Annotated in this window: 21 protein-coding genes and 2 pseudogenes; 13 read left to right on the top strand and 10 right to left on the bottom strand. The window is 58.9% G+C overall.

The features are described 5' to 3' along the window. Window positions 1-2: 2 nt before the first annotated feature. Window positions 3-782 (top strand): HFX_2341 family transcriptional regulator domain-containing protein, encoded by a 780-nt coding sequence (locus M1L36_RS13875; RefSeq protein WP_250874349.1) that lies wholly within the window; start codon window positions 3-5, stop codon window positions 780-782. A 91-nt stretch (window positions 783-873) separates the two neighbouring features. Here M1L36_RS13875 and M1L36_RS21795 read toward each other — a convergent pair. Continuing rightward, window positions 874-1,572: pseudogene (locus M1L36_RS21795) on the bottom strand (DUF8081 domain-containing protein). A gap of 1,341 nt (window positions 1,573-2,913) precedes the next feature. Between M1L36_RS21795 and M1L36_RS13860 the strand changes: the two are divergent. The 4 genes and pseudogenes from M1L36_RS13860 to M1L36_RS13850 all read left to right on the top strand — a co-directional run bounded on the left by M1L36_RS13860 (window position 2,914) and on the right by M1L36_RS13850 (window position 8,206). Further along, window positions 2,914-6,663 carry an ATP-binding protein gene (locus M1L36_RS13860; RefSeq protein ID WP_250874346.1) on the top strand — a complete coding sequence of 1,250 codons (3,750 nt, stop codon included), beginning with the start codon at window positions 2,914-2,916 and terminating at the stop codon, window positions 6,661-6,663. Between the two features lie 208 nt (window positions 6,664-6,871). Continuing rightward, window positions 6,872-7,261 (top strand): annotated as a pseudogene (locus M1L36_RS21640) (bacterio-opsin activator domain-containing protein); the annotation flags it as partial. Beyond that, window positions 7,250-7,471, top strand: coding sequence for a helix-turn-helix domain-containing protein (locus tag M1L36_RS21635; protein ID WP_369694259.1), 222 nt, complete (start codon window positions 7,250-7,252; stop codon window positions 7,469-7,471). The pseudogene M1L36_RS21640 and the gene M1L36_RS21635, both read left to right, overlap by 12 nt. 129 nt (window positions 7,472-7,600) lie before the next feature. Further along, window positions 7,601-8,206: a hypothetical protein gene (locus M1L36_RS13850; RefSeq protein WP_250874345.1), complete on the top strand. Its 606-nt coding sequence runs from the start codon at window positions 7,601-7,603 to the stop codon at window positions 8,204-8,206. Window positions 8,207-8,691: 485 nt separating this feature from the next. Here M1L36_RS13850 and M1L36_RS13845 read toward each other — a convergent pair whose 3' ends face one another. The 5 genes from M1L36_RS13845 to M1L36_RS13825 all read right to left on the bottom strand — a co-directional run bounded on the left by M1L36_RS13845 (window position 8,692) and on the right by M1L36_RS13825 (window position 12,434). After that, window positions 8,692-9,672: a halocyanin domain-containing protein gene (locus M1L36_RS13845; protein WP_250874344.1), complete on the bottom strand. Its 981-nt coding sequence runs from the start codon at window positions 9,670-9,672 to the stop codon at window positions 8,692-8,694. 3 nt (window positions 9,673-9,675) lie between these two features. Beyond that, window positions 9,676-10,821: a multicopper oxidase domain-containing protein gene (locus M1L36_RS13840; protein ID WP_250874343.1), complete on the bottom strand. Its 1,146-nt coding sequence runs from the start codon at window positions 10,819-10,821 to the stop codon at window positions 9,676-9,678. A gap of 233 nt (window positions 10,822-11,054) precedes the next feature. Further along, the gene (locus tag M1L36_RS13835) at window positions 11,055-11,330 is read right to left on the bottom strand and encodes a DUF7521 family protein (protein WP_250874342.1); all 276 of its coding nucleotides are present in this window, start codon (window positions 11,328-11,330) and stop codon (window positions 11,055-11,057) included. After that, complete coding sequence (locus M1L36_RS13830) at window positions 11,327-11,680, bottom strand: ArsR/SmtB family transcription factor (protein WP_250874341.1); 354 nt, start codon at window positions 11,678-11,680, stop codon at window positions 11,327-11,329. The genes M1L36_RS13835 and M1L36_RS13830 overlap by 4 nt, the downstream gene beginning before the upstream one ends. A 193-nt stretch (window positions 11,681-11,873) precedes the next feature. Next, window positions 11,874-12,434 carry a DoxX family protein gene (locus M1L36_RS13825; RefSeq protein ID WP_250874491.1) on the bottom strand — a complete coding sequence of 187 codons (561 nt, stop codon included), beginning with the start codon at window positions 12,432-12,434 and terminating at the stop codon, window positions 11,874-11,876. Window positions 12,435-12,752: 318 nt separating this feature from the next. Between M1L36_RS13825 and M1L36_RS13820 the strand changes: the two genes are divergently transcribed. From M1L36_RS13820 to M1L36_RS13800, 5 genes are all read left to right on the top strand, one after another. Beyond that, complete coding sequence (locus M1L36_RS13820) at window positions 12,753-13,685, top strand: manganese-dependent inorganic pyrophosphatase (protein WP_250874340.1); 933 nt, start codon at window positions 12,753-12,755, stop codon at window positions 13,683-13,685. 45 nt (window positions 13,686-13,730) lie between these two features. After that, window positions 13,731-14,900, top strand: a complete 1,170-nt coding sequence (locus M1L36_RS13815; protein ID WP_250874339.1) for a thiolase C-terminal domain-containing protein — start codon at window positions 13,731-13,733, stop codon at window positions 14,898-14,900. Next, entirely contained in the window at window positions 14,897-15,328 is a 432-nt protein-coding gene (locus tag M1L36_RS13810) for a Zn-ribbon domain-containing OB-fold protein (RefSeq protein ID WP_250874338.1), read from the top strand. Before M1L36_RS13815 ends, M1L36_RS13810 begins: the two co-directional genes overlap by 4 nt. A gap of 328 nt (window positions 15,329-15,656) precedes the next feature. Then, window positions 15,657-16,148, top strand: coding sequence for a hypothetical protein (locus M1L36_RS13805; RefSeq protein WP_250874337.1), 492 nt, complete (start codon window positions 15,657-15,659; stop codon window positions 16,146-16,148). Between the two features lie 514 nt (window positions 16,149-16,662). Beyond that, window positions 16,663-19,500: a M14 family zinc carboxypeptidase gene (locus M1L36_RS13800; protein ID WP_305794519.1), complete on the top strand. Its 2,838-nt coding sequence runs from the start codon at window positions 16,663-16,665 to the stop codon at window positions 19,498-19,500. 44 nt (window positions 19,501-19,544) lie between these two features. Here the strand turns inward: M1L36_RS13800 and M1L36_RS13795 are convergent, their stop codons facing one another. After that, a complete protein-coding gene (locus tag M1L36_RS13795; protein WP_250874335.1) occupies window positions 19,545-19,949 on the bottom strand; it encodes a DUF7979 domain-containing protein in 405 nt (134 codons plus the stop codon). A gap of 205 nt (window positions 19,950-20,154) precedes the next feature. Here M1L36_RS13795 and M1L36_RS13790 point away from each other — a divergent pair, with 205 nt between their 5' ends. Further along, entirely contained in the window at window positions 20,155-20,676 is a 522-nt protein-coding gene (locus tag M1L36_RS13790; protein ID WP_250874334.1) for a twin-arginine translocation signal domain-containing protein, read from the top strand. Window positions 20,677-21,695: 1,019 nt separating this feature from the next. Here the strand turns inward: M1L36_RS13790 and M1L36_RS13785 are convergent. Beyond that, window positions 21,696-22,367 (bottom strand): helix-turn-helix domain-containing protein, encoded by a 672-nt coding sequence (locus M1L36_RS13785; RefSeq protein ID WP_250874333.1) that lies wholly within the window; start codon window positions 22,365-22,367, stop codon window positions 21,696-21,698. Between the two features lie 615 nt (window positions 22,368-22,982). Between M1L36_RS13785 and M1L36_RS13780 the strand changes: the two genes are divergently transcribed. Continuing rightward, window positions 22,983-24,053 (top strand): aminotransferase class I/II-fold pyridoxal phosphate-dependent enzyme, encoded by a 1,071-nt coding sequence (locus M1L36_RS13780; protein WP_250874332.1) that lies wholly within the window; start codon window positions 22,983-22,985, stop codon window positions 24,051-24,053. A 393-nt stretch (window positions 24,054-24,446) separates the two neighbouring features. Here M1L36_RS13780 and M1L36_RS13775 read toward each other — a convergent pair whose 3' ends face one another. Together M1L36_RS13775 and M1L36_RS13770 are read right to left on the bottom strand one after the other, a co-directional pair. Beyond that, on the bottom strand, window positions 24,447-24,626 hold the full coding sequence (locus M1L36_RS13775) for a hypothetical protein (protein ID WP_250874331.1): 180 nt from the start codon (window positions 24,624-24,626) through the stop codon (window positions 24,447-24,449). Window positions 24,627-24,822: 196 nt separating this feature from the next. Further along, the gene (locus M1L36_RS13770; protein ID WP_250874330.1) at window positions 24,823-25,803 is read right to left on the bottom strand and encodes an asparaginase; all 981 of its coding nucleotides are present in this window, start codon (window positions 25,801-25,803) and stop codon (window positions 24,823-24,825) included. A 158-nt stretch (window positions 25,804-25,961) separates the two neighbouring features. Here M1L36_RS13770 and M1L36_RS13765 point away from each other — a divergent pair, with 158 nt between their 5' ends. After that, window positions 25,962-26,861, top strand: coding sequence for a polysaccharide deacetylase family protein (locus M1L36_RS13765; protein ID WP_250874329.1), 900 nt, complete (start codon window positions 25,962-25,964; stop codon window positions 26,859-26,861). The last annotated feature ends 16 nt before the right edge of the window (window positions 26,862-26,877 follow it).

The raw sequence follows: 26,877 nt of genomic DNA, 5'->3' as shown, positions 1-26,877 counted from the left end.
ATATGCCAGACCGAGCCCCGGTCGCTCGTCGAGTCCACGTCGTCCCGTTGGGCTTTGAGTACGCGCGTCTCAAACAGCCAATCGAGCAGTGGCGTGCTGACGTCGTTGTCGCCGTCGAGTACTGTGAAAGCCAGCGCGAAATTGCATATCTTCAGCAGCTACTCTCAGAACTCCGTGAGAACGACCGTATCGACCTCCACGTGCTCGAGTGTGACATCTTCGACCTCTACGATACCCTCGGGACGCTCACCGCCACAATCGGCCAGTTTCCGACCGACGAAGTGTTCGTCAATCTCTCTGGGGGCTCTAAGATTACGGCAATCGCCGGGATGATCGCGTGCATGGCCACCGATGCGCGGCCACTCTACGCCCGGCCAAGCTATGGGTCGACCGCCGAGCGAATACCTACAGAACCGCTGCACGATGAGGTGGCTGAAACCTTCGAACTCCCCCGCTATCCGATCGAACGACCCTCACAGACACTCCTCGCGTTTCTCGAGTACATCGATCAGGAGACCACGACAGCCGATGCCGGGCGCTACCGTGGTGTCCACAAGAAAGCGCTCATCGAATTCGCTAGCGAGCAACAGTTTCCGTTCATCACAGAGTCGACAGCCGCGACCGAGAAGGGATTTTATCGCTTACTCGAATCACACTTCGTCTCCGAAGCGACCACCCAGGGCTACATCGCCATCGAGAAAGTCGGGCGCAAGAAGTTCATCACACTGACGGAGGCCGGTGAAAACACACTCACCGCGTTCGGACATCTCATCAGCAAGTAGTCAACCCCACGGGAGCACGCTCTCAACCGCGTGAGGCAAGCCCCGACCAAGCATGGGGGAGCCCAATTGAACGACTTCTCCCGACCCACAGTCACTCGATGGGGTGGAATTCGACAGAATACTCACCCGGAAGCCCCGTGATATCAGCGCTGATGTGAATTACACACTCTCGGTGCGCTCGAGCGTGTTCACGCATCGTCGCTTCCTGTGAGCGTTCTAACTCACCAGTACCCGTCTTCACCTCGAAGAGATATCGCTGCAGTGCTGGCCCCCACTCTTGCCTCACATCGGCTGCGAAATCCGGATGCCACGTCCCAGCATCGTTCGATACGACGGGTGGTGCAGGGTCGACCTGCATACGAAGATCCTCGTCAATTTCCTAATCGCGAGTGATGAACTGCTTCAGTGGCTTTGTCCCATGCGGTGTCGCGGTGAACAGCGCCTCGCCTAAGGCACCGTACTGGTTCGCCGCTGGTCTGAACGTCCAACCCTCCTCGGGTGGCCCACGCTCGGCAGCACTATAGCCATGGAGGCCGAGACTCACGAGATACAAATCAACCTCTGCGGGGTCGTTGTAGGCCGCCTGCTGAAGCGTTAATTCAGCAGTTGTCCGATGCGTTGTGAGTTCCTCGCGAGCCGCCTCGACAGATGCAAACTCGATGACGTCGCCGTGGTTCTCGACGTAGGCTTCAATGAATCCACAATCACCAATGGCAGATGCTTTGATTGTGACTGTTACCGCATCGACCTCGAAGTCTGGTTTACCAGGCCAGCTCTCACGCCACGTCATCGCGTTCTATACCTCACTACAGATAAAAGAAGTCCGTGGAAGTCGGTCTGGCACTGTACTATTCTCACAGCAATTCACGCACAGGCGCAGGTGTGATCCACCATCTGAAGACGGACTCGCTACCCACGCTCACACTCGGTTTCCAAATTGTTCGACGCTCTATCGCGTGTCTCGACTACTCTCCACGCCCCTCATATTCTCACAATCGGCTTCTAAAGCCGGAAGAACCCCTCTCGTGAACGGTTATGGAATACGTACGATGCGCTCACCACGAGGTGTGTGTCCATTCACTGCTGATTACGAACTATCCATCACCGACTATCTCAGCGTTCCTACCCCTCGCTTCTGGATTGTACACCTCGGCTGCCACAGGCATGCTCCCCACTCATGAGCGCTCACACAACCGAAAACCGCACGACGAGAACCGTGTGTGAACCACCGGCCGTCCCAACCTCCGCTTCGACTCACTGGCTGGCCGACTGCCATTGACATCTCATACCCTGGCGTTGCTACCGCGAGCACGCTCACAACCAGCTCTCACTCACAGCACCCCTGCATCAGTCACCGACGACGCACCCACCACACACTCTCTCACGCATCGTGGCCGAAGGGTTCTTCCGGCCATACAGAGCGATTGTGAAGACCAACGGAGTACGGAGGTCCGCTTCTAGCATCTCTCAGTGGCACTCTGCATCTCCTGCTGATTGTGGAGATTCTTACTTTCTCGTGACAGCCCACACGGTCGGCGCGAAGACGCTCGTTACAACTTACTATCCTCTGTGGACGTGCTCTCAAACTCTCATTATTATCTATATCTGTCAATTCTGGTGACGTCCGCTCCGTTCCGCAACTGGGGGCTGGTTGTCGAGTTCCTGAACCGTGGCTGAACGTTATGTGTGGCTTGAAATTGGCGAAATAGCCAAATACTCGAAATCGATTGTCTGTATATGATGATGGCGCTGGGTGGGTTCGAGACTCGCCAAAGTATACACATTCAGTCATTACTGCAAGTGGCATCGGCTGTGCTCTCGCAATCTCGGAGTTCATTCGTGAATGTGCTGATTTGCACAGAGGGGCTTGCCACAATCAAAGTACAGAACTCATCTACGGAGGGACTTCACCGTGGGTGTTGACTCGGGGAAGCCACCGGTTGATGAAACGCAACCGGGGAGTGAGACAGATGCCATCGATGTGGCCGGTAGCCACATTGGTTCCCCCACAGATGATGGGGACTCGGCGGCTACAAGTGCACTTCCTATCCCAATTGCCGAACTGACGTATCTCCCGGCCGCTGACTCAGTCGAACCTCGACCCTACATCGAGATTCGCCCGTCTGACTCGATGGTGACCGCAGCCCCCGTCATGCAGGCCTTGGATTCGCTTGCAACGCTACTCGAGGTGGCGACTAAGACTGGGCTCAGACACACTATTCGTGGCACAGCACAGATACCTGAGTTCGAATGGTTGCTCGTCTCCGATGGGCGAGCAGATACACAGATACGATATCTCGCCGGTATCAGCGTCCCTGACCTCACAGACGATCTTCTGGGCATTCTCAGGACGTGTTTTCCGAACAACTACGAGTTTCAAGAGGTCGACTGGCATCCACGATACATTGAGGAGTGTCTTCCCGTAGAAAACCCTTCGACGGGTGCACAGACGATGACGTTCGAGACGGGCCAGACGATCGAGACGACCCTCGAACCGTATGTCGCCGGTGTCGAGTACCACGGGCGAACGACGCGAGGCCGTGACTGGCAGACGCCGTTCGCGACGTTTGCGGAATCGGTCGACGGACCATCGTATCGCCGACGCGAACAGTACGAGCGAACTGCACCACAGCGTATTCCGCTCGCCACGCTCATCGAGGCGATTCGTGACGCTGATGTCCCGATTGTCTACCAGGTCGTTGGCGGATTGCATCACGACTGGAGTGGCGAAGCAGGAGCGTACGTTGCCGACATGGAGGAGGGTGATGTGACCATCTCTGACTACATACGTGATATCATCTTCCCACGAACCTACGAAGATCGGAAAGAGCACACGCCTCGTCGGACTGACCAACGCCGTATCGACGCTATCGGCACTCGCGACTCACAGCGAACGTTCTGTGTCTCGATGCGAGCGGTTGCACTCACCAGAGACAACCAACAACACGCTGACCAAATCGCGAGGCGCCTCTCGACGGCGCTTGGCAGTCTCGATGGTCCATACCACAAACTCCACGGTGAGGTCGTCACGGATGCCGACCTGCGGCCGCTCAATGACGACCCGCCCGGCCTCGCGTTGTTCAACGAGATTATCGACCGCACAGTCCACGAGCCGTCATACGGGGGTTGGAGAGGCTACTCACCGGCTCATTATTCAGAGAGCAATGGAATCGTCGTTGGCCGGTCTGAGCTTCCTGGGTTTTTCCTCGTCGACGGTGCTGGCTTGACGCCTAACGGGAAGCGAGCACTCGCCATACGCCCTGCCGAGCGGACCGGTATCACCCTCCCACCACCACAGCAACTGGCGAACTACACGCCACCGGGAATGGCGTTGTGTATGCCACTCACCCACGACCGTCAGCCGTACGGTCGACCGTTCTATCTCCGTCCAAGCCAGCAGGACCGGCATCTCGTCGTTGTCGGTGACACCGGGGCTGGCAAGTCCGTCCTCACGATGGGTGCAGCGCTGACGAACGCGATGGCCACTGAGGGGCTGGATATTATCTTCGACCACAAGGGCGGCGGGACGGCCGAAGAGTACCTTCGCATCCACTACGCTGCTCACGGAAATCTAGAAAACGTGCTACACTTCGACTTCTCCCGCGTGTTGCCAGCGTTCTCATTCTTCAATATCGAGTCGCTCATTGATGCAGGCATCTCCCGTGAAGAAGCGCGTTCACGGAAGGCTGGCCACTATGAAGAGATTTTACAGGGTATCCTCGGCGCCGAAAAATACGGCGAGGCTGCCGAATCGGTCAAGGCGATTCGCAATCACCTGCGGGCGCTGTATGACCCGGTCAACGGCTCGGATGCAGTCTCACACGATGACCTCTATCAGGCACTCCAGCGGACCCAACGCTTGGAAGCGTTGCCGGCGACGAGCGACGAGAAGTTGGGGGCGTATTTCGATGGCCTCATCGAGCGTGACCCGGAGATACTCAACAAGATTCTCTCGGGTGCTGTGGGTCGTGTCGAGACGATCGCAACCGATGACAGACTCGCTCCGCTGTTCAACCACGTCCCTCGCGAAGACATTGACACCGATTTATCGACAAATGACGCTGATGGCGAGACGCCCCACTTCGACTTCACCGAGTTGCTCAATGAGGATACGGTCGTCATCTTCGACTTTGCGGGGATGGAGTCAACCATCAAACGAACGCTCACGCTCGTCATCCTCTCAAATCTCTGGACGGCGCTCAAAGCTCGGAAAGAACGCGCTCGGCAGGAGGGTCGTGATGACCTGCCGCTGGTGAACCTCTATCTCGAAGAGGCCAGGCAGGTCGGCGGAACGAACCTCCTCGACACCCTGCTTTCGGAAGGCCGGAGCTTCGGGCTCTCAATGTTGCTTGGCGTCCAGTTCCTGGAGCAACTCGATTCGTCGAATCCTGAGGACAACACGTATCAGGAGGCGCTCAATGAGACGGCGACGTTCGTCGTTGGTAACGTCACGGTCGACTCTGATCTGCCACGAGTGTTCGCTAATGAGTCGATGTCTCGTGAGGAGGTCGACCAGCGGTTGACAGCGATGCGGCGTGGTGAGTGGTTGGTCCGGCCCGGCACGGACTTCGGTCAGGAGACGGTTCAACCGTTTCTGGCGTGGTCACTGCCGCCTGCCCCCGGCCACCCAGCGAGTGAGCAACCGATTACGGCGAGCGAGGAGCGAGACTTCGAAAAGGCATTCGAGCAAGTCGTGTTCGAGACGGCGCGGACGGCAGGATTGCCGTATGGCGAGGGGTCGCTGTTCAGGTCCGCTTCTGAGTCAGAGCGGGATACCACCGACGCCGATGAACTGGCTGATGAAAGCGACGAGTCAGAGGAACCTCCACAGACCCAACCCACGACGCGTATCGACACGCTGTTGGCACATACTCGGCGGCTCCCCGATGCCGTCACCTACGATGACGCTGCTCATGCGCTCTGTTGTGCCAGCTGCTCGAATCGATATGACCCGTCCATCGATGGGATGGAGCGAGCCATCGAATGCTGTCACTCCATGGATGATGTGGACGCTGATGACATCCCGATTTGTGAGTTCAACCTCAAGCTCACCTCCGACGAGATCGCAGCAAGCGAGTGGTCGCTGAAACAGCTACTATTCATTCAGGCTGTGTACAACGTCGCTCAGCGCCGCTACGATTCCCGTGAGTACGACCTGCTGTACGACTCGATGATTCGACTCATCGAATACGTCGATATCGACACCGACGAGCTAGAGGCACTCGTTGATGCGGGGCTCGTTCGTCACGACACTGACCACCCTCATCGGATGTACTCGGTCTCATCTGAAGGCCGGTCGATTATCGGTGAGTCTTATCGCCAAGGACTCGACTACGGCCATGGAAAAGGGGACCTCGAAGAGTCGACTGAACACGTTTTTGGAGTGATTCTCGGAATGCGATTACTTGACCAGATGGCTGCTGATTCCGATTCCGATGTGGTGACTGTCGAGCCGTACTACGAACTCGGTGAAGGCATACTCCCCGCAGATGCGTTCATGGGCGGTAGTGAAGACGCCGAAGACGCTGCTTCAAAGTATGAACAGCGACGTCTTGACGTTGCTGGCCTCGATGAAGATGGGAACATCGTCGCCACTGTTGAGGTTGAGCGCGTGAACAACGACCTCAGACGAGCCGCACCTGCTGACTTTGATAAGATCGCTGACTGCGAACCTGAGGAAGCCATCTGGATAGTGATGAATCGAAAAGACGCCCATGAGGTGCTTCAGGCGCTGAACGACCCACTGGAGGGTGAACCACGCGTCGAGAAAACCTACAGCGTCAACACCCCGTCTCACCAGTTCAACATCAACACTCCGGGCCTGACCGCGCTGTACCCCACTGAGTTCGTCCGTGACTCACTGTTAGATGCTTCTGATTGAACGTTAGATTCGAATGGGGTGAACTGGCCTTGGCCCGTTGTCTATCCCGGTGCCGTTGTGACTTTGACTGGGGGTTAGGGTTCTCTCGGTGGTTCGCTTCGATGAATGCGATCAGCGCACTCGAACGGAAGAAAGCGCTCGTTAGTGAGGAGGCCGTCGAAATCGTCTTCGGTATCAACGACTCGTCGGTACCGCATTCGAGTTCACCGCCGCCACCGGGAGCACGTTCGAGTTCGAGTCACTCATCGAGCAAAGCAGCGGCGGCTTTCGGGTATTCTTCACCATCGACGGAGCTGAACCAGAACGGGTGTACGAGTACGTCGACCGAGACCCTTCGATTCGTGAGGTGACGCTGCTGTCAGAGCGGGACACCGGGCATTACTACGAAGCGCACATCACCGAATCGAGATTCCTCGCTGGACTCGTCGATCACGGCGCGCATCCGACCGCGATGACCGCCGAGGACGGTGAGGGACGCCTTACCGTCGAACTCCCTCAGAGTGGGGAGGTCCGGGCGTTCACCCAGATAGTCGTCGACACTTACGAGGGCGCAGAGTTGCTCTCCCGGACGTACCGTGACCGCCCGGTGTGGACGCTCGCAGAGTTTGAGGCCAACTACCGCGCCCCCCTCACAGAGCGCCAGAACGAGGTGCTCGAGACGGCGTACTTCAGTGGCTTCTTCGAGTGGCCGCGAGAGACGTCTGGTCTGGAACTCGCGTCGATGCTCGGTGTCTCACAACCCACGGTCAGCTGGCACGTCCGAACCGGGGAGCGAAAGTTGCTATTACTGCTCTACGACGACGCCTGATGGCTCGTTGCTAAACTCTTACGCTAACCGCTTCGAAGTTGGGTAAGTGGCTACTGCAAACGGCCTTGAGGACACTTCTGTTTTTCAGGGTAGATTTCAATTCTGGAGATAGAACAGGGCAGCGGGCTGATGGTACTGCTGATGGTGACGACGGTGGTCTACGTTCCGCTGGTGCTTCCGCTCGTGTTGCCGGGGGTCGCGGTCGACCCGCTCGCGATCGCTAGGTCGCTCGTCGTGACGATGCTCATCCCGTTGACCATCGGGCTTCTCGTATCGATTCGGTATTCGGCCGTCTCAAACGCCCTCAGACTGACGCTGAACCAGGCGTCGAACACCGGGTTGATACTCCTGTTGGTGCTCGTGGTGGTACTCAACTTAGAGAACATCGTCGGTGTCATCGGGACCGGGGCCATCCTCGCACTGGTATCGTTCGTCATTCTCGTAGCTGGATTTGGGTACGTATTGGGTGGCCCGAAGCGAGAGACTCGTGTCGTCTCGGCGTTGGGTGCCGGACAGCGAAACGTCGCAGCCGCACTCGTCGTGGCCGCTCAGAACTTTGCCGACCCGGATGTCCTCGTTATGTTGGTCGTCGGTGCAGTAGTGATGTTGGGACTCTTGATGCCGCTGGCCGGCGAAATAGGACGACGAGATGTTAAGGACGAGCACGCGATGAGCACCTCTTTGAGAGCGACGAGTAAATCATCTACTAGGCGCACAAAGATGGACGACGAGTAGCACCGCAGTCCGTATGTCTGGAGAGACACATCTCGCTCACCCACCTACTGAATATAGAGAATATATTCAGTACGATTATTTTGATAAATTTTAGACAATTTGCGTTATAGCGATAGACCCACACTCTCTGTCTACCAATACCGGAAAGCAATAGTCGATTTCGTTTCACCACCGACCGACGTGACTCAGCTGTTAGACACGTACCGCGAGTGTATCATTCTCCGCAGAAGGCATTTACCACGCGTTGACTGATGTGTGATATGACGCGCCGTGCCCTCCTTGTCGCGCTCGGGACGACCGTTATCGGAAGGCTGTATCGGCCGTGGGGACGGTGCGGTGTCGAAACCAGAAGAGATTAGCAGCTACTCCTAAGACCGACTGCCCCTCGAGGACGACCGCCCGAATCCGATGGCCGGATTCCACGTCCTTCTGGGCGTGGAGGGGGTAATCTTTCTTGACGCCACGGTGTGCGATGCCAGCGACGATCACTCCGGGCCGATATTGGATTGGGTAGTGTCCCGGACGTGGAGGCCTAGTGCATAGATCATCGGGGCGAACAGGAGTGACACCAAGCCACCGCCAACGGCCAGCCCCGTCTCTGAAATGACAGTGTCTGGGCCGTCTCCGACCACGACGGTGCCGCGCATCCCGAGATGGCCGTGTTCTGAACACTCGTAGGAGCTCCAGCCCTGCCCGTCGAACTCAACGCCAAACCGGTTGCCGACGCCAGCGACGGTCTCACTGTGGAACTCAAGGTCAGTGTCAACGACGTCGTAGCGCTTGTCGCCGACCCACTCCCAGACGACTGTGGTACCGGGGTCCACGCGGACCGCTGCCGGTTCAAACGCAAACTGCCCACCGTTGCCCTGGGCACCGACTTCGATGGTCACTTGCTCTTTCCCGCGCGCGTCGACGATACGGTCGTAGTTATCTGTCTCGTCTAACCAGCCGTTGAAGGTCTCTTCGGGTCGCGAGCCAGGTGTCGCCTCCACGACCGCTCCCAGTGAAACGGCGATATCACCGACGACGAGTGCGCCCTTCATACCCATCGCTTCGTGTGGTGCACAGGAATACCGAGTCACGCCAGCAGAATCGGGCGTATACTCGAACGTCGTTCCTGCCGTGTCGTGATACTCGGATTCGAACGAGCCGTCTTTTGCCACGACGTTGTGGGTGCCGCCGTTGCCGGTCCACTTCCAGACGACAGTAGTGCCGGTATCGACACGGACGGCAGGAGGCGTGAAGGAAAATGCGCCACCGTTGCCGGATCCACCGACGGCGATTTCGACTCGTGACTCGCCTCGCTTGTCGACCACCTCGGACACACCGTCAGTGTTCCCGAACCATTTCGAGAGGTCGACGCGATTCGATTGGGCAGCAGTTGGTCTGGCGACGACGCTAACCCCAACAGCGATACCGGCCGTTGTCGCGAGGAACTGCCGCCGAGTGCTGGTACAATCGGTCATCGCTCAGGCCTCGTACCCCGCGTAGTCCATCAGCGACCGGAAGATGTCGGTGTCCATCGCCCCCGTGTAGACGACGGCGTTGAGCATCCCACCAGGGTACGACGACCCGTTGCGGACGTGGTCGACTTTGTGGCAGTGCATGAGGTAGATTCCGGGGTCAGCGTCGGCCTCGAACTCGACGGTGTAGCGCTCGGCGGGCGCGATGTTCAAGACGTCCTGTTCGAACTGGAGCGCCTCGGGCATCGGGCTCCCGTCTTTCTCGACGACGCGGAAGCGGTGATTGTGGACGTGCAATGGGTGGCTCATGAACCCGGCATTGACCCAGTGAATGCGGACGGTGTCTCCCGACTCAACGATGATGGGTGAGCCGGTCTCGGGGTGGAGCGTCGCAGGCGCGGACTTCCCATTGAGCGTGAATGCATCACCACGGCGGTTGGTGAGATCGTAGCTGACGTTCTCACCACCGTGCTGGCGCGAGAGGCGGGTGTCCCACTCCTTTGCAGTCATGAAGTACTCCTTGTCGGCCTCCTCGTAGCCCTCGGGGTTGACGCGGAGAATGCCGTACATCCCCATGTCCATGTGCATCGGCGTCTGGTAGTGGCAGTGATACAGGTGGGTTCCAGCGACGTTCGCTGGGATGGTGTAGGTGTGTTTCTCGCCGGGCATGACCGTGATGCCCGTCGTCGTCGGGACGCCATCGTTCTCCCACGTCTTGCGGACGCCGTGGAAGTGCAGCGTGTGAGGGACCTGCATCTCTGTGTTGTCGAGGGTGATCTTCAGCTCTGCACCCTCTGTACACCGGAGGATGGGGCCGGGCACACTCGGCGTACCGTCATCGGCCTGAAACGCCCAAACGACGGGCAGGTTAATCGGCCCACCCATCGTCTCACCGGGGTGGATGGAGTGACGCGCCATCACGGACTTAATGGTGACTTTGTGTCCACGGGCATCGAGATTGACGACTTCGGGTCGCCCGGTCCACGGGAGGTCGGACTGCATCCCGGTTGGCCCACCGACATCAACGACGTTCGCCGATGGTTCGGAGAGCGTCGTGCAACCAGCGGTCGCAAAGAGGCCAGCACTGCCGGTCGCTGCGAGGAACTGTCGACGAGAGATTCCGGTTCCTGGGGCGCCAATCGAGTTCGTCATGTACATTCTGAACTTTGCGGCTATTCGATATAACGGGAGAAACTGATTCTCACCACCTTAGAATCGGCACAACGCGAGGTCCGTGCCCGTACTGGGTACCGTCTCTGGTACAGTTCTGTCCTCAAATCCCCCGGTGCACTCGTTGCTGTTCGAACGGCCAGAGTGGCATCGACGATATGGCCTCAATCCGGGATTTCACTTTGTCCGAAGGGGTCGATACCCAGCAGGCAACACTACTCAGCGTATAACGAGTAAACGATGATACCGAACCCTGCGGCCGTGAGTGTGCTCTCAATCACGAGGACCACGTCGGTATCCATGTTGAACGCCTGATGAGCGGCACCGGCTAACAGTGCACCGAGGGTGATAAAGGCGAATCCAAGCGCGAGTGCGCCAAGCGCTTGTGCAGCCGTCCGTTGGTAGGCCCGATAGGCGAAGAATGTGATGAGGCCACCGAGGGCCAAGGTAATCGTCTTCAGTGCGACGAGTATCGTGGTAACGTGTGTCATGTTTCCTTTCGAACCTCCGACCAGAGTGCCGCAAGGCGCTCTTCAGCACCCTTTGGCGGGCGCTCGACGGCCACCTCGAACTCTCGGTCTTCGTCAAGGGCGACGACGACTCGTTCGAAGTCCACGTGATAGAGCGTCGTGTGATGGCCATCGCGGCGGATCTCTGTCTCGGTCTTCAACAGCGACGCCTCCTCGAGCCGGTCGAGTTTTCGGTATGTCGTCGAGAGCGGTACGTTGGCGGCTTCCGAGAGTTCGCTTACGGTCGCTGTCCCTTCGAGGTGCTTGATGAGTTCCCGGCACACTGGGTCGTCGAGTGCGTCAAGCACACTCTGGAGGGCCGGCGTGTCCATTTGAGGCCACGCGTTCGCCATGATAGAGGGATTTTCATGGATACTATATTAGCGTAAGGGCTTCGACTCATACATATTCAGGACGAAAGCCCCTGACGTTAGTCATGGGTCGCTAACGACGTGGGGGATGGTCTCGCTCGAAGTCGAGATGATGAAAGAGAGGATGCGGTCGTGTCCAGAACAAATCTGGTACTCAGCCGAAGAGATAGCTGAGTGCGGGGTACTTCTCGATGAGCGGCTGACCGCCGACTTCGTACTGTTCGACAACGGCGTCTAAACCGAGGATACGGCCCGCACCGAAGGCGGCCACAGCGAGGAACACCAGCATGTACATGAAGTCGCTGTTGATGAACCCGTGGGCCATATCCCAGTTCCCGAAGTAGAACAACAGCATCATGCCGGCACCGAAGAATGCCGCCAGGCGGGTCAGGAGACCGACCATGATGCCTAGTCCAATCGCGACTTCACCGAACGGGACAGCGACGTTCACGAATTCGACGAACCACGGCGTCGAGCCCATCCAGGCGAACATCTCTGCCAGTGGGTTCCCGTTGGTCGCTGCGACGTTGTTCAAGTATCCACCAGCGGCAAAGCCGTTGAGAATCTTATCGACCCCCGAGTACAGGAACGCGAACCCGATGGTGAGTCGAAGCGCGAGGACGAACCATGCGCTGAGGCTGTGCGCGCGACCGGTGACAGTGATGCCACCCAGGCGGCTTTCGAACGTGTTGGGAGCCGAAGGAGTTTGAGTCATTTTGTTCACCCTACGGCTAAACACACGACTGGCGAGAGTATATAAATAGAGACTGATTCTTCACTTCTGAGAATCGGGGTGCTGTTACCGACTAGCCTCTTACATTGCTGAGGCGTACGTCTCCTCAAATGGGGTCACAGAGTTCGGAAGTCGTGTTGCCAACGGCGACAGTGAATATGCGACTCTGAACAAGATATTCATCTTAGTTGAGGTCGTGGATCTCCACGTCGAATCTCTGTGGGCTGTTCATTCGTATTTATCGGGCTGAGGGGGCAACCAATAGGCGGATACCAGTTCTCCTCATACCGGCTGGTAACGATGTCACAGCCAACGTATGTTATCGGGCATCAACAACCCGACACAGATACGATTTGCTCGGCACTTGCGTATGCCCGCCTGAAACAGGCCCAAGGCGAACGAGTCGTCCCTGCCCGAGCGGGTGAACTCAACCCCGAGACGCAGTTTGTACTCGACCAGTGGGACTGTGACTCGCCCACTCTGCTCACCGACGCCTCTGGCGAACGGTTGATTCTCGTCGACCACAACGAGTACAGTCAGACAGTAGAGGGTGCCCGGAACGCTGAAATCGCCGAGATAATCGACCATCACCGAATCGGAGACGTCATGACGAGCAATCCGATCAGGTTTCGCAACGAGCCTGTGGGGTCGACGGCAACGATTCTCACCGAACTGTTCGACGACGCTGATGAGCCACTCTCGGAAGACACTGCAGGTCTCCTCCTCAGCGGCCTACTGAGTGATACCGTCGTGCTTCGCTCTCCGACGACAACCGACACAGACAGGGCGGTGGCCAAACGGCTGGCGAGTGTCGCCGATGTCGATTACGAAGCATACGGAAAACGACTTCTCCAGCAAAAGAGCAAACTCGGGGAGAAAGCGCCTCGCGAACTCGTCCTTGGTGACTTCAAAGAGTACGAGATAGGCACACATCACGTGGGAATCGGGCAAGTCGAAACTGTCGAGCCAGCAGTCGCACTCGACCGGCGAGACGCCGTTCTCGAAGCAATGGACGAACTCGTTGTGGAACGAACGTACGACCTGCTTCTCGTACTCATCACGGACCTTCTAGAAGAACAGTCGGAGCTTCTCGTCGCAGGTGACCAAACCAGGGGTCTCTCCACCGCCTTCGACATCGAAATACACGAACGGACGGCTACACTACCAGGAGTACTTTCTCGCAAGAAACAGGTCGTCCCCCCACTCGAAACAGCTCTAGATTCACCAGCCTGACAATGCGAATAGCTAACTAGGCTCATTGTGACCAGATAGATACACATGCCAGAGCCAGTCATCGCGTCGGTCGGTGCCTCGTCGCTCGGCCGGACGGACCTTCCGGGCCGCGACCTGTTCTCGGTCGCCCTCGCGGAGGCGTTCGACGGACTCCCCGACCCTGCCGAGCTCGTTGAGGCAATGTACGTCGGCAATCAGTCTGAGAGCTACGAACACCAGATCATGTACGGGACGCTGTTGGCCGAGTGGGCCGGCCTCCGTCATGTCCCTGCCGAGCGAGTCGAAGGGTGTGCCGCTGCGGGCGCGCTTGCGTTACGCCACGCGGTCAAGGACGTCCGCAACGGAGAGCACGAGGCCGTGCTCGCGTGCGGTGTAGAGAAGATGACGTCCGCAGGAACCAGCGGTGCGACAGACGCGCTGTCGGCGGCGTTCGACCGAGCCCTCGAGCAGCGCTCCGGGATTACCGCGCCCAGCCAGTACGCATTACTCGCAAAGCGCTATCTCCACGAAACAGACGCCACGGAACGCGACCTTGCCGAGATCGCAGTGAAGAACCACGCCAACGCCGCTCGCAACCCTCGGGCGCAGTTTCCGAAGGAGATCGACGTGGCAACGGTCCTGGAATCTGCCCCCATCGCCCCACCCCTGAAGCTCTATGACTGTGCGCCGGTCGGGGACGGCGCCGCGGTCGTTCTTGTGACGACCGCCGAGTTGGCGGCCGACCTCGACTGCCCGCAGGTTCGCATTGCGGGGACCGGGGCCTCCGCGAATAACATCGCGGTCGCCGAGCGTGACATGACCGATATCGCGGGCGCTCGCATCGCCGCAGAGACAGCCTACGAGGAAGCAGGAATCGACGCTGCGGCCGTCGATATCGCAGAGGTCCACGACGCCTTCACTGTCTGCGAGGCGCTACTCGCGGAGGCCGCCGGCTTCGCCCCCGCAGGAACGGGCTATCAAAGCTACCAGGCGCCGGCAGAGCGGGCTGACGGCTGGACGGACGTGCAACTGAGTCCGAGCGGCGGACTGAAGGCCCGTGGCCACCCCATCGGTGCGACCGGGCTCTTGCAGGCGCTCGAAGCCTACGAACAGCTCACGGGGGGCGCAGGCGACCGCGCGGTCGAGGGAGCTGAGACGGCCTTGTTGCTCAACGAAGGAGGTGTCGCAGATGCCGTCACCGTCGGCCACGTGCTCACAACGGCGGAGGCACCATGACTGCCGGTAACCTCGATGCAACCGACTCGCGGACACTTCCGGGCTTCTTCGACGCCCTCGCTGACGGCGACCTTCTGGGCGGGGTCTGTGCGGACTGTGAACAGGTTCTGTTGCCGCCGCGGCCGGCCTGCTACGCTTGCGGGAGTCGCGCCGTCGACGTCGAACCGCAGTCGCGCGAAGGCCGGGTCTTCTCGTACACGGAGGTTCACACGCCGCCCCCTGCGTTCGCGGCAGACGCGCCCTATACGGTCGCCGTCGTAGAACTCACAGACGGTGGTCGCCTCCTTGGCCGCGTGGCCGCCGACTACGCCGACGTCGCCATCGGTGATTCGGTCGAACTCACGGTGCGCGAGCCGACGGCCGCTGAGCGAGAAGTCGCACTCGACTACGAGACGGACTGGCCGGTCCATATCTTCGAGCTGCGGTGAGGGTCATTCCGGCTTCACAGAGGTTTGAGGCGGAGGACTACGACGTCAGTTCTAGGTCGCTGGCGCTGACTTCACACAACATGCCCACGCTCTCTGTCTACCAATCCCGGCAATCGACGAGCGGGTTCGTTTCACGGTGAGTCACGGTGACTCAGCTGATAGACACGTGCCGCGAGTCTAACGGGGCGAATCCTATTAGGATAAGAACATATCGTCCACCGGTCTGCTGCATACAGAGAGTGCATCCTGTAGATTACAATTCGAATCGTGACAATAAGAATTGATTATTTATGTTACATTTATAATGCATCCTAGCAGTGGAGAGTTCATGGTAGAAATCAGTAAAGTAAAACTCCAAGTATACGACGACAATGTGGATTTATTCGCGAAGATTTCTTTCGACGCAGAATTCTCCGAAGACGAAATTGAACTAAACCTAAAATATCATGTTTGGGGCGTTCTCTACGAAATTGACGGTGATATTGACAAATATGTTATTTGGCCGAACGGCGACGGTCTGTTGGTCCAACGCGCCCCTCTGGGAAATAGCGATGATCACATCACTTTCATTGATGGAGGGAATACGCGCCCAGACCAGGGGCACAAGCAATCTTTTGAATTAAAGACAGACATCGGTGACATCGTCTTCCGTGGTACATCAAGTACCAAAATTGAATCGGCTCCAGCGGGCGTTGTTGATGAGCGATGGCTTGGACCTGAATCGGAGTTCAGGGCAATCGCCACTATGATTCCCAGCGTTTCTATGGCTGCTAGATTTAGTAATCAGGAGAACGTGGCGCTTGAGGACTTTGCATTATGACGACATCCTAAGATGCCGAGACCTGTCACTGAATACGCGCCCTGTGTGCAGCACGAGGGAACTGGCAGAGCTTGGAGGGGTTGAGCACTCCATTGATTGACTCACGCTCTGTGTCTACCAATACCGGAAAGCTGTGCGGTGGCTGATTCCATTCTGTCGAGCCCATGCATTGAGCGCTCCGATCGCAACTTCTGGAAGCAGAGGTTCTGTCGAGGTCGGTATCTGGACACGACGGGCAGTCGAACATCACTGCGTCGCCCAGTCTGAGGACTCGTTCCCTGCGAATAGTTCTCTGATCTCCCCGACACTTCGCGCCTTCACCCCGACATCGATTGCGGAGGGTTCGATTCATCGGCCGTCGCTACTACGAGTACAAATGATTCGAAGATGGCGAATTCTGAAACGAAGTTATTTACTAGGAATATTGAGAAATTCTATCATGTATGTATTAATGAGTATACTTATTTGACGAGGGTTTTGACTCGGTACGTGGTGGCGACACCCACGATACTCAATGACACGACCAGACACTGACGATGACGCCTCAGGGGAACGGACCGGCGAACAGTCACGGTACAGCTATCGCGAGGCTGTGTCGCTGGACGAGACCGTATTCGAAGGCCGTTCGGTGGACCGACGAACGTTCCTCCGAGTCGCCGCGGTGACTGGAGCGTCACTCTCGCTCCCGAGTACGGCAGTTGGCGAGAAGGGTCGACAGGCCGTCGACGACGACTCCATGACGGACCTCGCGGAGTTCGTCGTCAACTCGACACCCGCGGAGTACGAAGCAGCACTCGCGATCGACTTCGAAGATAGCGAGTCACGTGACGCGTTCTACGAAGAGTACGGCGACCCCGAGTGGGACGTCGACGAGGACGAGCGAGCGCCGAAGGTCGTCACGCGTGAGACCCCCAACCCGTCTGCACACGCTCATCTCACGGCACAGGAACTCGAGTTCGCACTCACCGAGATCGGAGGCATCAACTACGTCGATTTCTCACCGGGTGCCAATCCGTTCTGGAGACTGGACGACCCCTATGCCGACGGCGTCTTCCCGGCCGTCGAGAACGCACGCGACTGGATTTCGCATCCAGAAGCGGGCCAGGCACTCGACCACCTCGCAGCGGAGTACCCCGACATGGTGCGCGTCCACCGAATCGGCCAGGGACCCGGCTGGGAGAACTTCTTCACCGGTGAGAACCCCGACCCACAGGACATCTACGTCGCGGAACTCACGAACGACATCCAGGACGAGGCGTCGTTCCAGGAGAAAGACAAAGCCGTCTTCATCGTCGGTATCCACGGCAACGAGCGTGCGGGCGTCGAGGCTGGGAGCCGAATCATCGAGGACGCTGTCGACGGCGAGGCCGAGGCGTTCAGCAGTCTCCTCGACGACATCGTCATCGTCTGGGTGTACATCAACCCGGACGGCTGGACGGTCCGGAAGCCACAGTTCGGCCCGAACCCGTACGCCGCCTTCTTCGGTGACCCACACTACGGCCACTACCGCGGGAACGCATCGCAAGTCGATACCAACCGGCAGTACCCGACGATCGGGTGGGCGAACCCAGCGTTCTGGCCGGCCGACCACGGAGACGCCCCCGACGTTCGCCCCGGGTACGAGGTGGGGTACGACGACGTCGTCCCGGACGCGCTGGCGACCGTCGGCCACCTCCGTGGGTACGACAACGTCGAATACCTCTGTGACTACCACATGATGGGGTTCGCGGACACAATGGTGTTGAACCTCGAGTCCAACGCCGCGTACGAACACGACGGCACCCACAACCTCGACGAGGTGAACAAGCGCATCGACGCGGCGATGACCGACCAGTGGGGAAGCCCGGAGGCCATCGCTCCCGACACCATCCGTGCTGGTAAGGACACCATCTTCGGCGACCCCGACGACTACGTCCCGGACGAACTGCTCGACTACGGGTCGATTTACGACTCGCTGGGCTACAACATCACCGGCGGACTGCTCGGCTGGGCGGGCCAGCCAGAGGAGTTCGGTGGTCTCGGCGCTGTGACGGTCGCTCCGGAACTCGCGATGCGAGCCTGGGTGAACTGGCGCCCGTACATCGAGCGTCACCTCGAGACGGCGTATCGACTCTCGATGCGCGAGTTCGCCGAGATGTGTGCGGCGGACACGGACGCGACAGTCGCGACGGGTGACCAAGACACCGCCTACGTGACGACGCCGGAGCTCACCCGCACGTCGGCGGACCTGTCACACACTGACGAGAGCCCTGGTCAGGGCGAGGGCCCTGGTCAGGACCGAGCGACGGAGGTCCAGACTCGACACGAGACGGTCCAATCCGGGCCATCGGGGGGGTCTGCCGTCCCCTCACAGGAGGAGACACACTCCCTCGCCGTCCAGCTCCACGACAACGGAAACGACGAAGGGGTCGTGAACCTAGTCAATCCTGGCGGGGAGGTCGTTCGTACCATCGACCTCGCCGAGACAGACGAACGGAGCTTCTACGTCCCGAGACCCGTAGAAGGCGACTGGACGATCGAGTTCGACGGTGCTGAGGAGGTCGAGGCAGATATCGTCACCGTCGACAGCGAAGAAGACCACCCCGACCCGGAGGCGGCCTTCGGGTACTCCCAAGAGGAGTACGTCGTCAATCCGATGCAGTTCTTCGCCGACCTCGCACCGAACCTGGAGTCGGGGAGTTTGGAGGGGCTTCGAGTCAAGGACGTACGGATCGGCCGGCTGATGCGTGGCAACTCCGGCGAGCGTCGGTACGACAAACTCGTCGTCTCCCACGACGTCGGTCGTGACAGCGACGAGTACGTCGCGGCGATTGAGGAGTTCGTCAAGGTCGGAGGGGACCTCGTGTTGACAGACAGGGGTCTCTACCTCCTCGACGAACTCGACGTAGGTGACGCCGAAGCGATCGCTGCGGAGGACCTACAGACTATCGAGGTCGGGATCGCGAACTTAGTCGACCGGGACTTCGAACACTACCTGCTCGACGACATCAGACCGCTCCAGCGCGAGATGTGGAAGAGTCCACAGATCGGGTACGTCCCCAATGTGAACGACCAACCGGCGACCATCGTCGACGACGAAGCCTTCACGGCTGCTGGCGGCGAGGTTGCAGGTCGGATGCAGACAGGGGGCGAGGAGGGTGTCGGTGCCGGGTCGCTCCGGGCCGGCGACGCCGAAATCAATCTCCTCGGCTCGATTCTCCCACCGGCGAATCAGCAGGAACTCCACCCGTTCGGGATGGCCGACTACGCCGTCTCGTTCATGGGTCATACGATGCTCTGCAACGCGCTTGGCTTCCAGCAACGCCGATTCTACGAGGGAGAACTCGTCGGCACGTGGGGCGAGGTTCGATAGCTCCGAACAACGAGCGGAAATCGATTTTCCACACATGACTCTTGTCAGCACCCGACGAACACGACGGAGTATGCCTCGCCTTGATACCAGACGACAACGTCGTCTGCCCAGATGTCCGGCACTGAGTGGCTGAGAACGACCCCACCGTCCTCGACAGCGGTCTTGAACTCCGTCTGCCGGGAACCGGATAGATTCGAGTAGTTGTACTGTGTAGCTCTGGGGCTGATACCGTCGTCAGCGACCGCTGTTGTATCGAGCGTGTACGGACAGTGCGTTCGCACAGCATCCGGCGCCGAGGCCGTCGTGGTCGGTGGTGTGGTCGTGTCTAAGGGTGTCTGTGTGGGCGATTGCGTGCTGCCTCCCGTGCTTGGGAGTGTACATCCGGCTATCGAGACGAGGAGCACGAGAAGAACAGCGAGCACGCTTGCGCGCAGTCGAGGGAGGGCCATGTCAATCGTTCAGCTGAGTTCGAGCATAAACTTTCGGGGACAGTGACATCCGACAATGACAGGCCCACGCTCTCTGTCTAACAAATCCGGCAAGTAGTGAGAAGGGTTGATTTCAGGCCGGTTCGGGTAACTCTGCTGTTAGGTAGGTCCGTGAGTCTAACAGTACTCTGCAAAAGCATATACACTGGCACACGAAGCTGAAAATATGCCCTCCCGCCGCGACTTCCTCACTGGTGTTGCTGCCGCAGGATTCAGTGCCATTGCCGGCTGTTCGGGATATCTTGACCGGACGAACGGGACAGTGTTCAGAAAAACCGTCTCCGTTGCACACCCCACCAACGACCGTGGCCCTGTCTGGGTCAGTGCGGCGATACTGTCTCTCGGAGGTGACGGCAAATCAGTGATTGCTCAGTATGACCCTGAGTACGCGGCGGTCAACGGTGGCGCAGGTGAGCTATCCGTATCGGCGGAGCAAGAGGAAGTGATGGCCCAGCGGTTTACTGACGTTGAATATATCGCCGGTGTCATGCCCGGAGAGGGGGAGTCCGGTCCAATAAGAGAGGCTCATCGGACCGATTTCAACGACATGCACGTTGGAGGCAGTGCGACTGTCGGAGAGTACTCTACCGATGATGGGGGATACTTCCGTCTCCACGGTGCAGACTCGCCGCAGCAACCACTCACGATTAAGGAGACCACTCAGTTCGATCTTGATGACTGGTTCTGATAGACCCACGCTCTGCATCTAACAACACCGGAAAACACTGAGCGGCGTTATTTTCACGCTGACTCGCAGTGACTCAGCTGTTAGACACGTGCCGCGAGTGTATCGAAGTCAGTCGTTGACGACGAACGTAGCACGGAGGGCTCAGCACGAATCAAGTGTTGTCGTGATGATGTCAGAGAGTTGGTCTCTGTGGCGTCGACAAAGCCAGTTTGTGACTACCCCACCTGCCTCTGGAGAAAGCCGGTACCTGCCAGTCGCGATGGAGCCACAGCGAACGGACTGGTCGTCATCCACAATCGTCTCCTGGCATGGGTCGGCTCCGTCGTCCGTTACCAGTGTGACGGCTTCGCAAGTTCGACAGTTGCCGTCGTCGTCATGATGAGTCAAAGATGTGACCAACATCACGTACACGCGTCTACACCAAGTGGCCACCACCCAACTGTGCGGGGTGTGAATCGTGGCGCCCCAACAATTGGGGAGTGGCATTACCACCTGTCGTGGATGACCAATGACTAGACGATGAACAAGATTTCCTTGAGGACCATGGGACGTAGAAGAGGCCTGCAGGCAGAGGCTCACCAGTGAACGGGCGGACGATCGTTCTCTGTAGCGAGTGTGGGCAAGCGTATACCGCTCGAGAACGCGATGACGGATCGTTCATCTTGCCGACGACAGATGGCAAATGCAGATGTGGAGGGGACTCCGTCGGTGCGTTCGACACAGGCGGGTCGGAAGCGACCGCCTCTGACTGACCGAACAATCCCATGCCTACATGTCCCGCCGATATCGTAGGGTAGCCTCCAGGATATGTAGCCGCTGGTCGACTGACGCTCTCTGTCTCCCACAATAAGAGTTGGCCATCTCCAGTAAACAATGCTATGCAAGCCGCACACTAAGTTCGTTTCAACCCGTTGTCTTATTTGCGGTGGAGAACCTGTCAGAGGCACGTTCTACCCAGCCCGCTCCTCCCTACCACCTGTCCTTTGTGGAGAGTGGACGAAATAACTGGACGACGCCAGTCACCGCTCGAGTGTCTGCGAAGCTCTCTCGTCGTCGAGAATCGTGTGCTGGACCAGCAGATCGACACCACGCCGAAGTCGTTCGGATGCCGCTTGATGACTGATCTCTAACTCGGCTGCAAGCACGTTGAGGTCCGTCCCTCGCGGTACATCGAAGTATCCGTCCTGTGTGGCATGGACGAGGAGTGTCCGCTGCTTTTCAGTCAACCCGTACGTCGTTGTGTTTCCGTCGTTATCGGTCTGCTCGTACTTTCGCTTGAGCGTGAACTCGAGGTCGCGGCGCGAACACCACTCGTGAATGTGTTGTAAAGAGTCTGTATCGGGGAGTTCGACCTGTAATGTCCAGCCCCCGTGGGTAGCAGTACACTGCTGGACGATGCCTCCGGCCTCGACGATAGTGGGATAAACGCTCTGAGCTTTCCCCTCCCCGACGTGTTCGACCTGATACAACCGGCGGTCGCCCGTCGTCGTCAACACACGAGGGGCCGTCACGGTCGAATCGTGCTGGAGAGCAGTTTCGAACGACTCCAAGTCACTCGTTTCTGCCCAGAACATCAGGAGGTGTTCACCGTTGGCGGTGGTATCCGATTGCTCCCAGATGACCCGTGCCGACGGTACAGCTCGGAGGGTTGCTAAGAGAGTCGGTTGTTGAATTGTGAACGTGGCAATCATTGGTATATTCTGCCGCGTGTTCGTATCCTGTCCCGTGGTGAGCGCACAATTTGTCATAACTGTTGTGAAAGCCAGCGAATTTGCCCGTAGACCGACGGCGGCTGACGTTGAAATAGTAAGGTTGAGTTCGAACGGTGGTGATTTTCGTTCAATACTGGCCTTCTGAGTAATACTTATTACACGAACGTTCATCACGCCGACTACCCTTGGCCACCGTGACTGTCCATCCCCTGGGCTACATCGGACCTTCGAGTTGCTCACCACTCGGAGGGAGTGTGTGTTGTAACCAAGGGTGATTCGTGCCCAACGCTCTCATGCCCGTGCCAATTGGACAGGGTGCATGAGGGCGGGCCCGAATGGAGCTCCGACTCGCACTCGATAGTGTCACGGGTGTCAATTACAGGCCAGAGTGTCGACTAGCAAGTCTCCTCTTAGACAAGTGCTGGTGCAAAGAGAATCCCCGAGACAAAAGTCACTGATCGGTCGATAGACCCACGCTCTGCGTCTATCGATAGACGCGTACCGCGAGTGTATCATACCCCTGCTCAGCTCCCGTATGATTCACACAGCTCGTGAAGTCAGAGGGTATAATACCCTCACAGGGGATGATTTTGTATGGAGTTACCCCCCTTCGAGCTGGAACGCTGGCTTGACGAATACGAGTCGGATGCCGACCTGATGCTCGCTGAAAGTGGGGTTCGAAGTCTTCCCGCTGACCGGTTCGACCTCGACGTCGGTGAACTCGGCTACGTGATTCCGACTGACGGCTCTCCGGATTTTCGAGCCGACATAGCGGAACGCTACGACCGTGACGCTGAAGAGGTCGTGCTGACCTGCGGAACGCAAGAAGCAGATTTCCTTACGTTCATGTCGCTTCTGAGCGAGGGGGACCACACTGTCGTCGTTTCACCGACCTATCAATCGCTCGCGAGCGTCCCCGAGTCAGTCGGCGAGGTGAGCGAAGTCCGGACTGAACCGCCTGACTGGAACCTCTCTGTTGATGCTGTCGCAGAGGCGATGCGCCCCGAAACCCAACTCGTTGTTCTCACGAATCCGAGCAACCCGACGGGAAAGTACCTCGGGCTGGAGACGATGCAAGCGCTTTACGACCTCGTCGAAGAGAACGATGCGTACCTCCTCGTCGACGAGGTCTATCGCATGCTGGCCGACGACCCGCACGCTCCAGCCGCCGCACTCGGGCCACGAGCAGTGTCGACTGCTGGCGTCTCAAAATCGTACGGTCTGGCAGGGGCGCGGCTCGGATGGGTCGTTGCAGAAACGGATATTGCGGACGCCGTACGGAAGTGGAAAGACTACACAACGATTTCGCCGCCACTCGTCGGGAACCACATTGCTCGACAAGCACTTGGAGAACAGGAGGATGACATTCTTGCAGCGAATCGCTCTCACGCGAAGGCGAATCGCGAACGCGTCACCGAATTCCTCGAACTCCACGGCCTCAACTGGTTCGAGCCGACGGGGGTTAACGGGTTCCCGACGATTCCTGCTGGATTCGAGAACGGCAAGGAGTTCTGCCGGTCAGTATTCGAAGCCGAAAGCGTCGTCCTTGCGCCCGGCGAGGTCTTCGGGTATCCCGACCGCTTCCGCATCGGCTTCGGCCTGCACACCGACGAACTTGAAGAAGGGCTTGAGCGGGTCAGCCAGCATATCGAGAATCGACGCTAAGAGAGTCACCATTAAGTCAAGAAACACTTCGAATGCCGAAGTGATACACTCACGCTCTGCGTCTAACAACACCGGCAATCTGTGCGGTGGCTGATTCCATTCGGTTGAGTCCATGCATTGAGCGCTCCGGTCGCAACTTGCGAACTGCTGAAGATTAGTATCGTAGTATGAGGTTTATTAACCGTCTCAATTGTCCAGTTCGCAACTATCGCGCCTCGAAACGTCGATATGACGCAGTTACGAACACGGACTGCTGCACTCTGTTGTAACCGAATACAACAAAGTGGATTCTACCACCCTCGTTCCCTCGGGTCGTCCTCGAAGCGACAGCCATCGCAGAAGCGAATTAAACGGGCCAATCGCCGGTGAGACTGCCCGGGCGGTAGTCCGTGCTCAGTCGTCGGCAGGACGGCAGCGTTCGGCGGTCACTCGGACGCCGGCCGTCGGGTAGACGTGGACGTGGTGGTCCGTTGGCCCGCGGTGGACGTCGGCCAACGCCTCTGCGACGGACTCCGTCTCGGCGCGACCGCGGAACGAACAGGCTCGACAGTCGATCTGCCAGATCTCCCTCATACTGGATACCTTATCGATTACCACTGATACGGCTGTCGATGAGTGACCACGTGTAGAGAGTGTTCCTCTGCGGACAAACACTTCCTAGAGCTCTCGAAACCGTAGAAATCAGTAGTGATCGGACAGCTGTGTCGGTCCCGATAGAGGCGCCACTGAGCTGGCTGGCGTGACCGACCGAGTAGGGTTCACGAGCGGGTCATGACACGGTTCCCGAGAAGTGTGTCGTGACGTCCGACGGGTCGTCGGCCTGGTCGAGAGCGACGACGAGTTTGAGTCGTGCCTTCTGTGCGGGGAGGTCGTCGGCGTGGACCGCGCCGTGGTCTTCGAGTCGTCTACCGCCACCGGCGGTTCCGTAGACCGGAAGGGTCGGACCGGCGTAGCATCGGGACGTGACGACTACCGGGACGCCACCGGAGATGGCTCGATCGACCGCGTCTCCGAGCGCGGCGGTCGTGTTACCGAGGCCGGTCCCTTCGAGGACGATGCCGTCGACACCCGTGTCGAGTGCGTCGTCGATGGGGCCACGGTCGACGCCGACCCCGGAGGGAACGACTCGGACGGTCGCCGTCGGTGCGTCGACGTCGAACGTCGCCGAATAGCTTCCTGGCTCTCGGTGGAGTCGGACGGCGTCCCGCGTGACCGTCGCGACTGGCCCCGTCTCCGGCGACGCGAAGGCGTTGAGCTTGCGGGTGTGGCGCTTGGTCACGTCGCGTGCAGCGTGCAGTTCCTCGTCGAACGCGACGTAGACGCCGCCTGCGGTCGCGATTCGTTCGTCCGTGAGCGTCCGGGCGGCGGTCAGGAGGTTCGCGGGGCCGTCGGCGCTCAGTTCGTCCGGGCGTCGCTGGGCTCCGGTGAAGACGACCGGGACGTCGACGTCGAGTGTGAGGTCGAGATAGTACGCCGACTCCTCCATCGTGTCAGTCCCGTGCGTGATGAGGACCCCGTCGGTCGTCTCGGTGGCGTCCTCGACTGCGTCCCGGAGTTCGTCGAGCGTCTCCAGGTCCATGTCGAAACTCGGCGTCCGGGTCACCTCCCGCACCTCGATAGTCGCGACGTCGGTCAGTTCCGGGACGGCCTCGACTAACTCCTCGCTCCGCTTGCTCGGCGTCGCACCGTCGTCGCCGTCGGTGCTGGCGATGGTGCCGCCCGTCCCGAGGACGGTGAGCGTCGTGGTCATAGCTCGTCCGACACGTGGTTCGCGCAATAATCTGTCCCCCCGACTCGGTGCTCGCCAGGTGTGACGAACTGGTGACAGTTCGACGAACTGGGTAGAAGCAAATTCCTCTGATTGGCGTAGTGCTAACGACGGGGCGGCTGTCGGAACTGGTGGTAACCATGAGCAATATCGACGTCGCCATCGGTGTCGACGCGGACTGTGTCGCCGGCTGGCTCGGTTCTTACGGTGGGGAAGATTCGCCCGCGGACCTCTCGCGGGGACTGTCGGCCGGCAACGAGGGAATCAGCCGGCTCGTCCAACTGTTCGACGACGAGGACATCGACACCTCGTGGTACATCCCCGGTCACACCATCGAGACGTTCCGCGACGAGGTCGACGAGGTCGCGGCCGGCGGTCACGAGATAGGCGTCCACGGCTACTCACACGAGAACCCGACGGACCTCGCGCGCGAACAGGAGGACGCCATCATCGAGGCGTCGATGGACCTCATCGAGGACGTCACTGGCGAACAGCCGGTCGGTCATCGCGCGAGTTGGTGGGAGTACAGCGAGAACACCCCCGAACTGGTCGAGAAACACGGGTTCCTCTACGACAGCAGCCTGATGGAGACGCAGTTCGAACCGACCTGGATGCGGATCGGCGACTCCTGGGAGAAGATCGACTACGACCAGTCGCCCGAGACGTGGATGGAGCCGTACCACTACGGCGAGGAGACGGACGTCGTCGAGATTCCCATCAGCTGGTACCGCGACGACATCCCGCCGATGCTGTTCGTCAAACAGCCCAACTACCACGCGGGCTACAAAGACCCCGCGATGATGTACGAGCAGTACTACAAACGCCAGTTCGACTTCCTCTGTGACCGACGCGAGGCGGGCGTCTACACGCTGACCATCCACCCCGACCTCCACGGTCTCCCGCACATGATCGACCACCTCGAAGAGTTCATCCAGTACGTCAAGAGCCAGGGCGACGCCGAGTTCAAGACGCTCGAAGAGATCGCCCACACGTTCAAAGACGACCCGTCGGCCTACGAGAGCCAGGGCGACTACGTCTGATCGAAAGACGCCTCCG

Origin of the sequence: Halomarina rubra, from assembly GCF_023699475.1 — an archaeon.
Taxonomy (GTDB): domain Archaea; phylum Halobacteriota; class Halobacteria; order Halobacteriales; family Haloarculaceae; genus Halomarina; species Halomarina rubra.
This window is presented reverse-complemented; position numbering and strand designations above follow the sequence as displayed.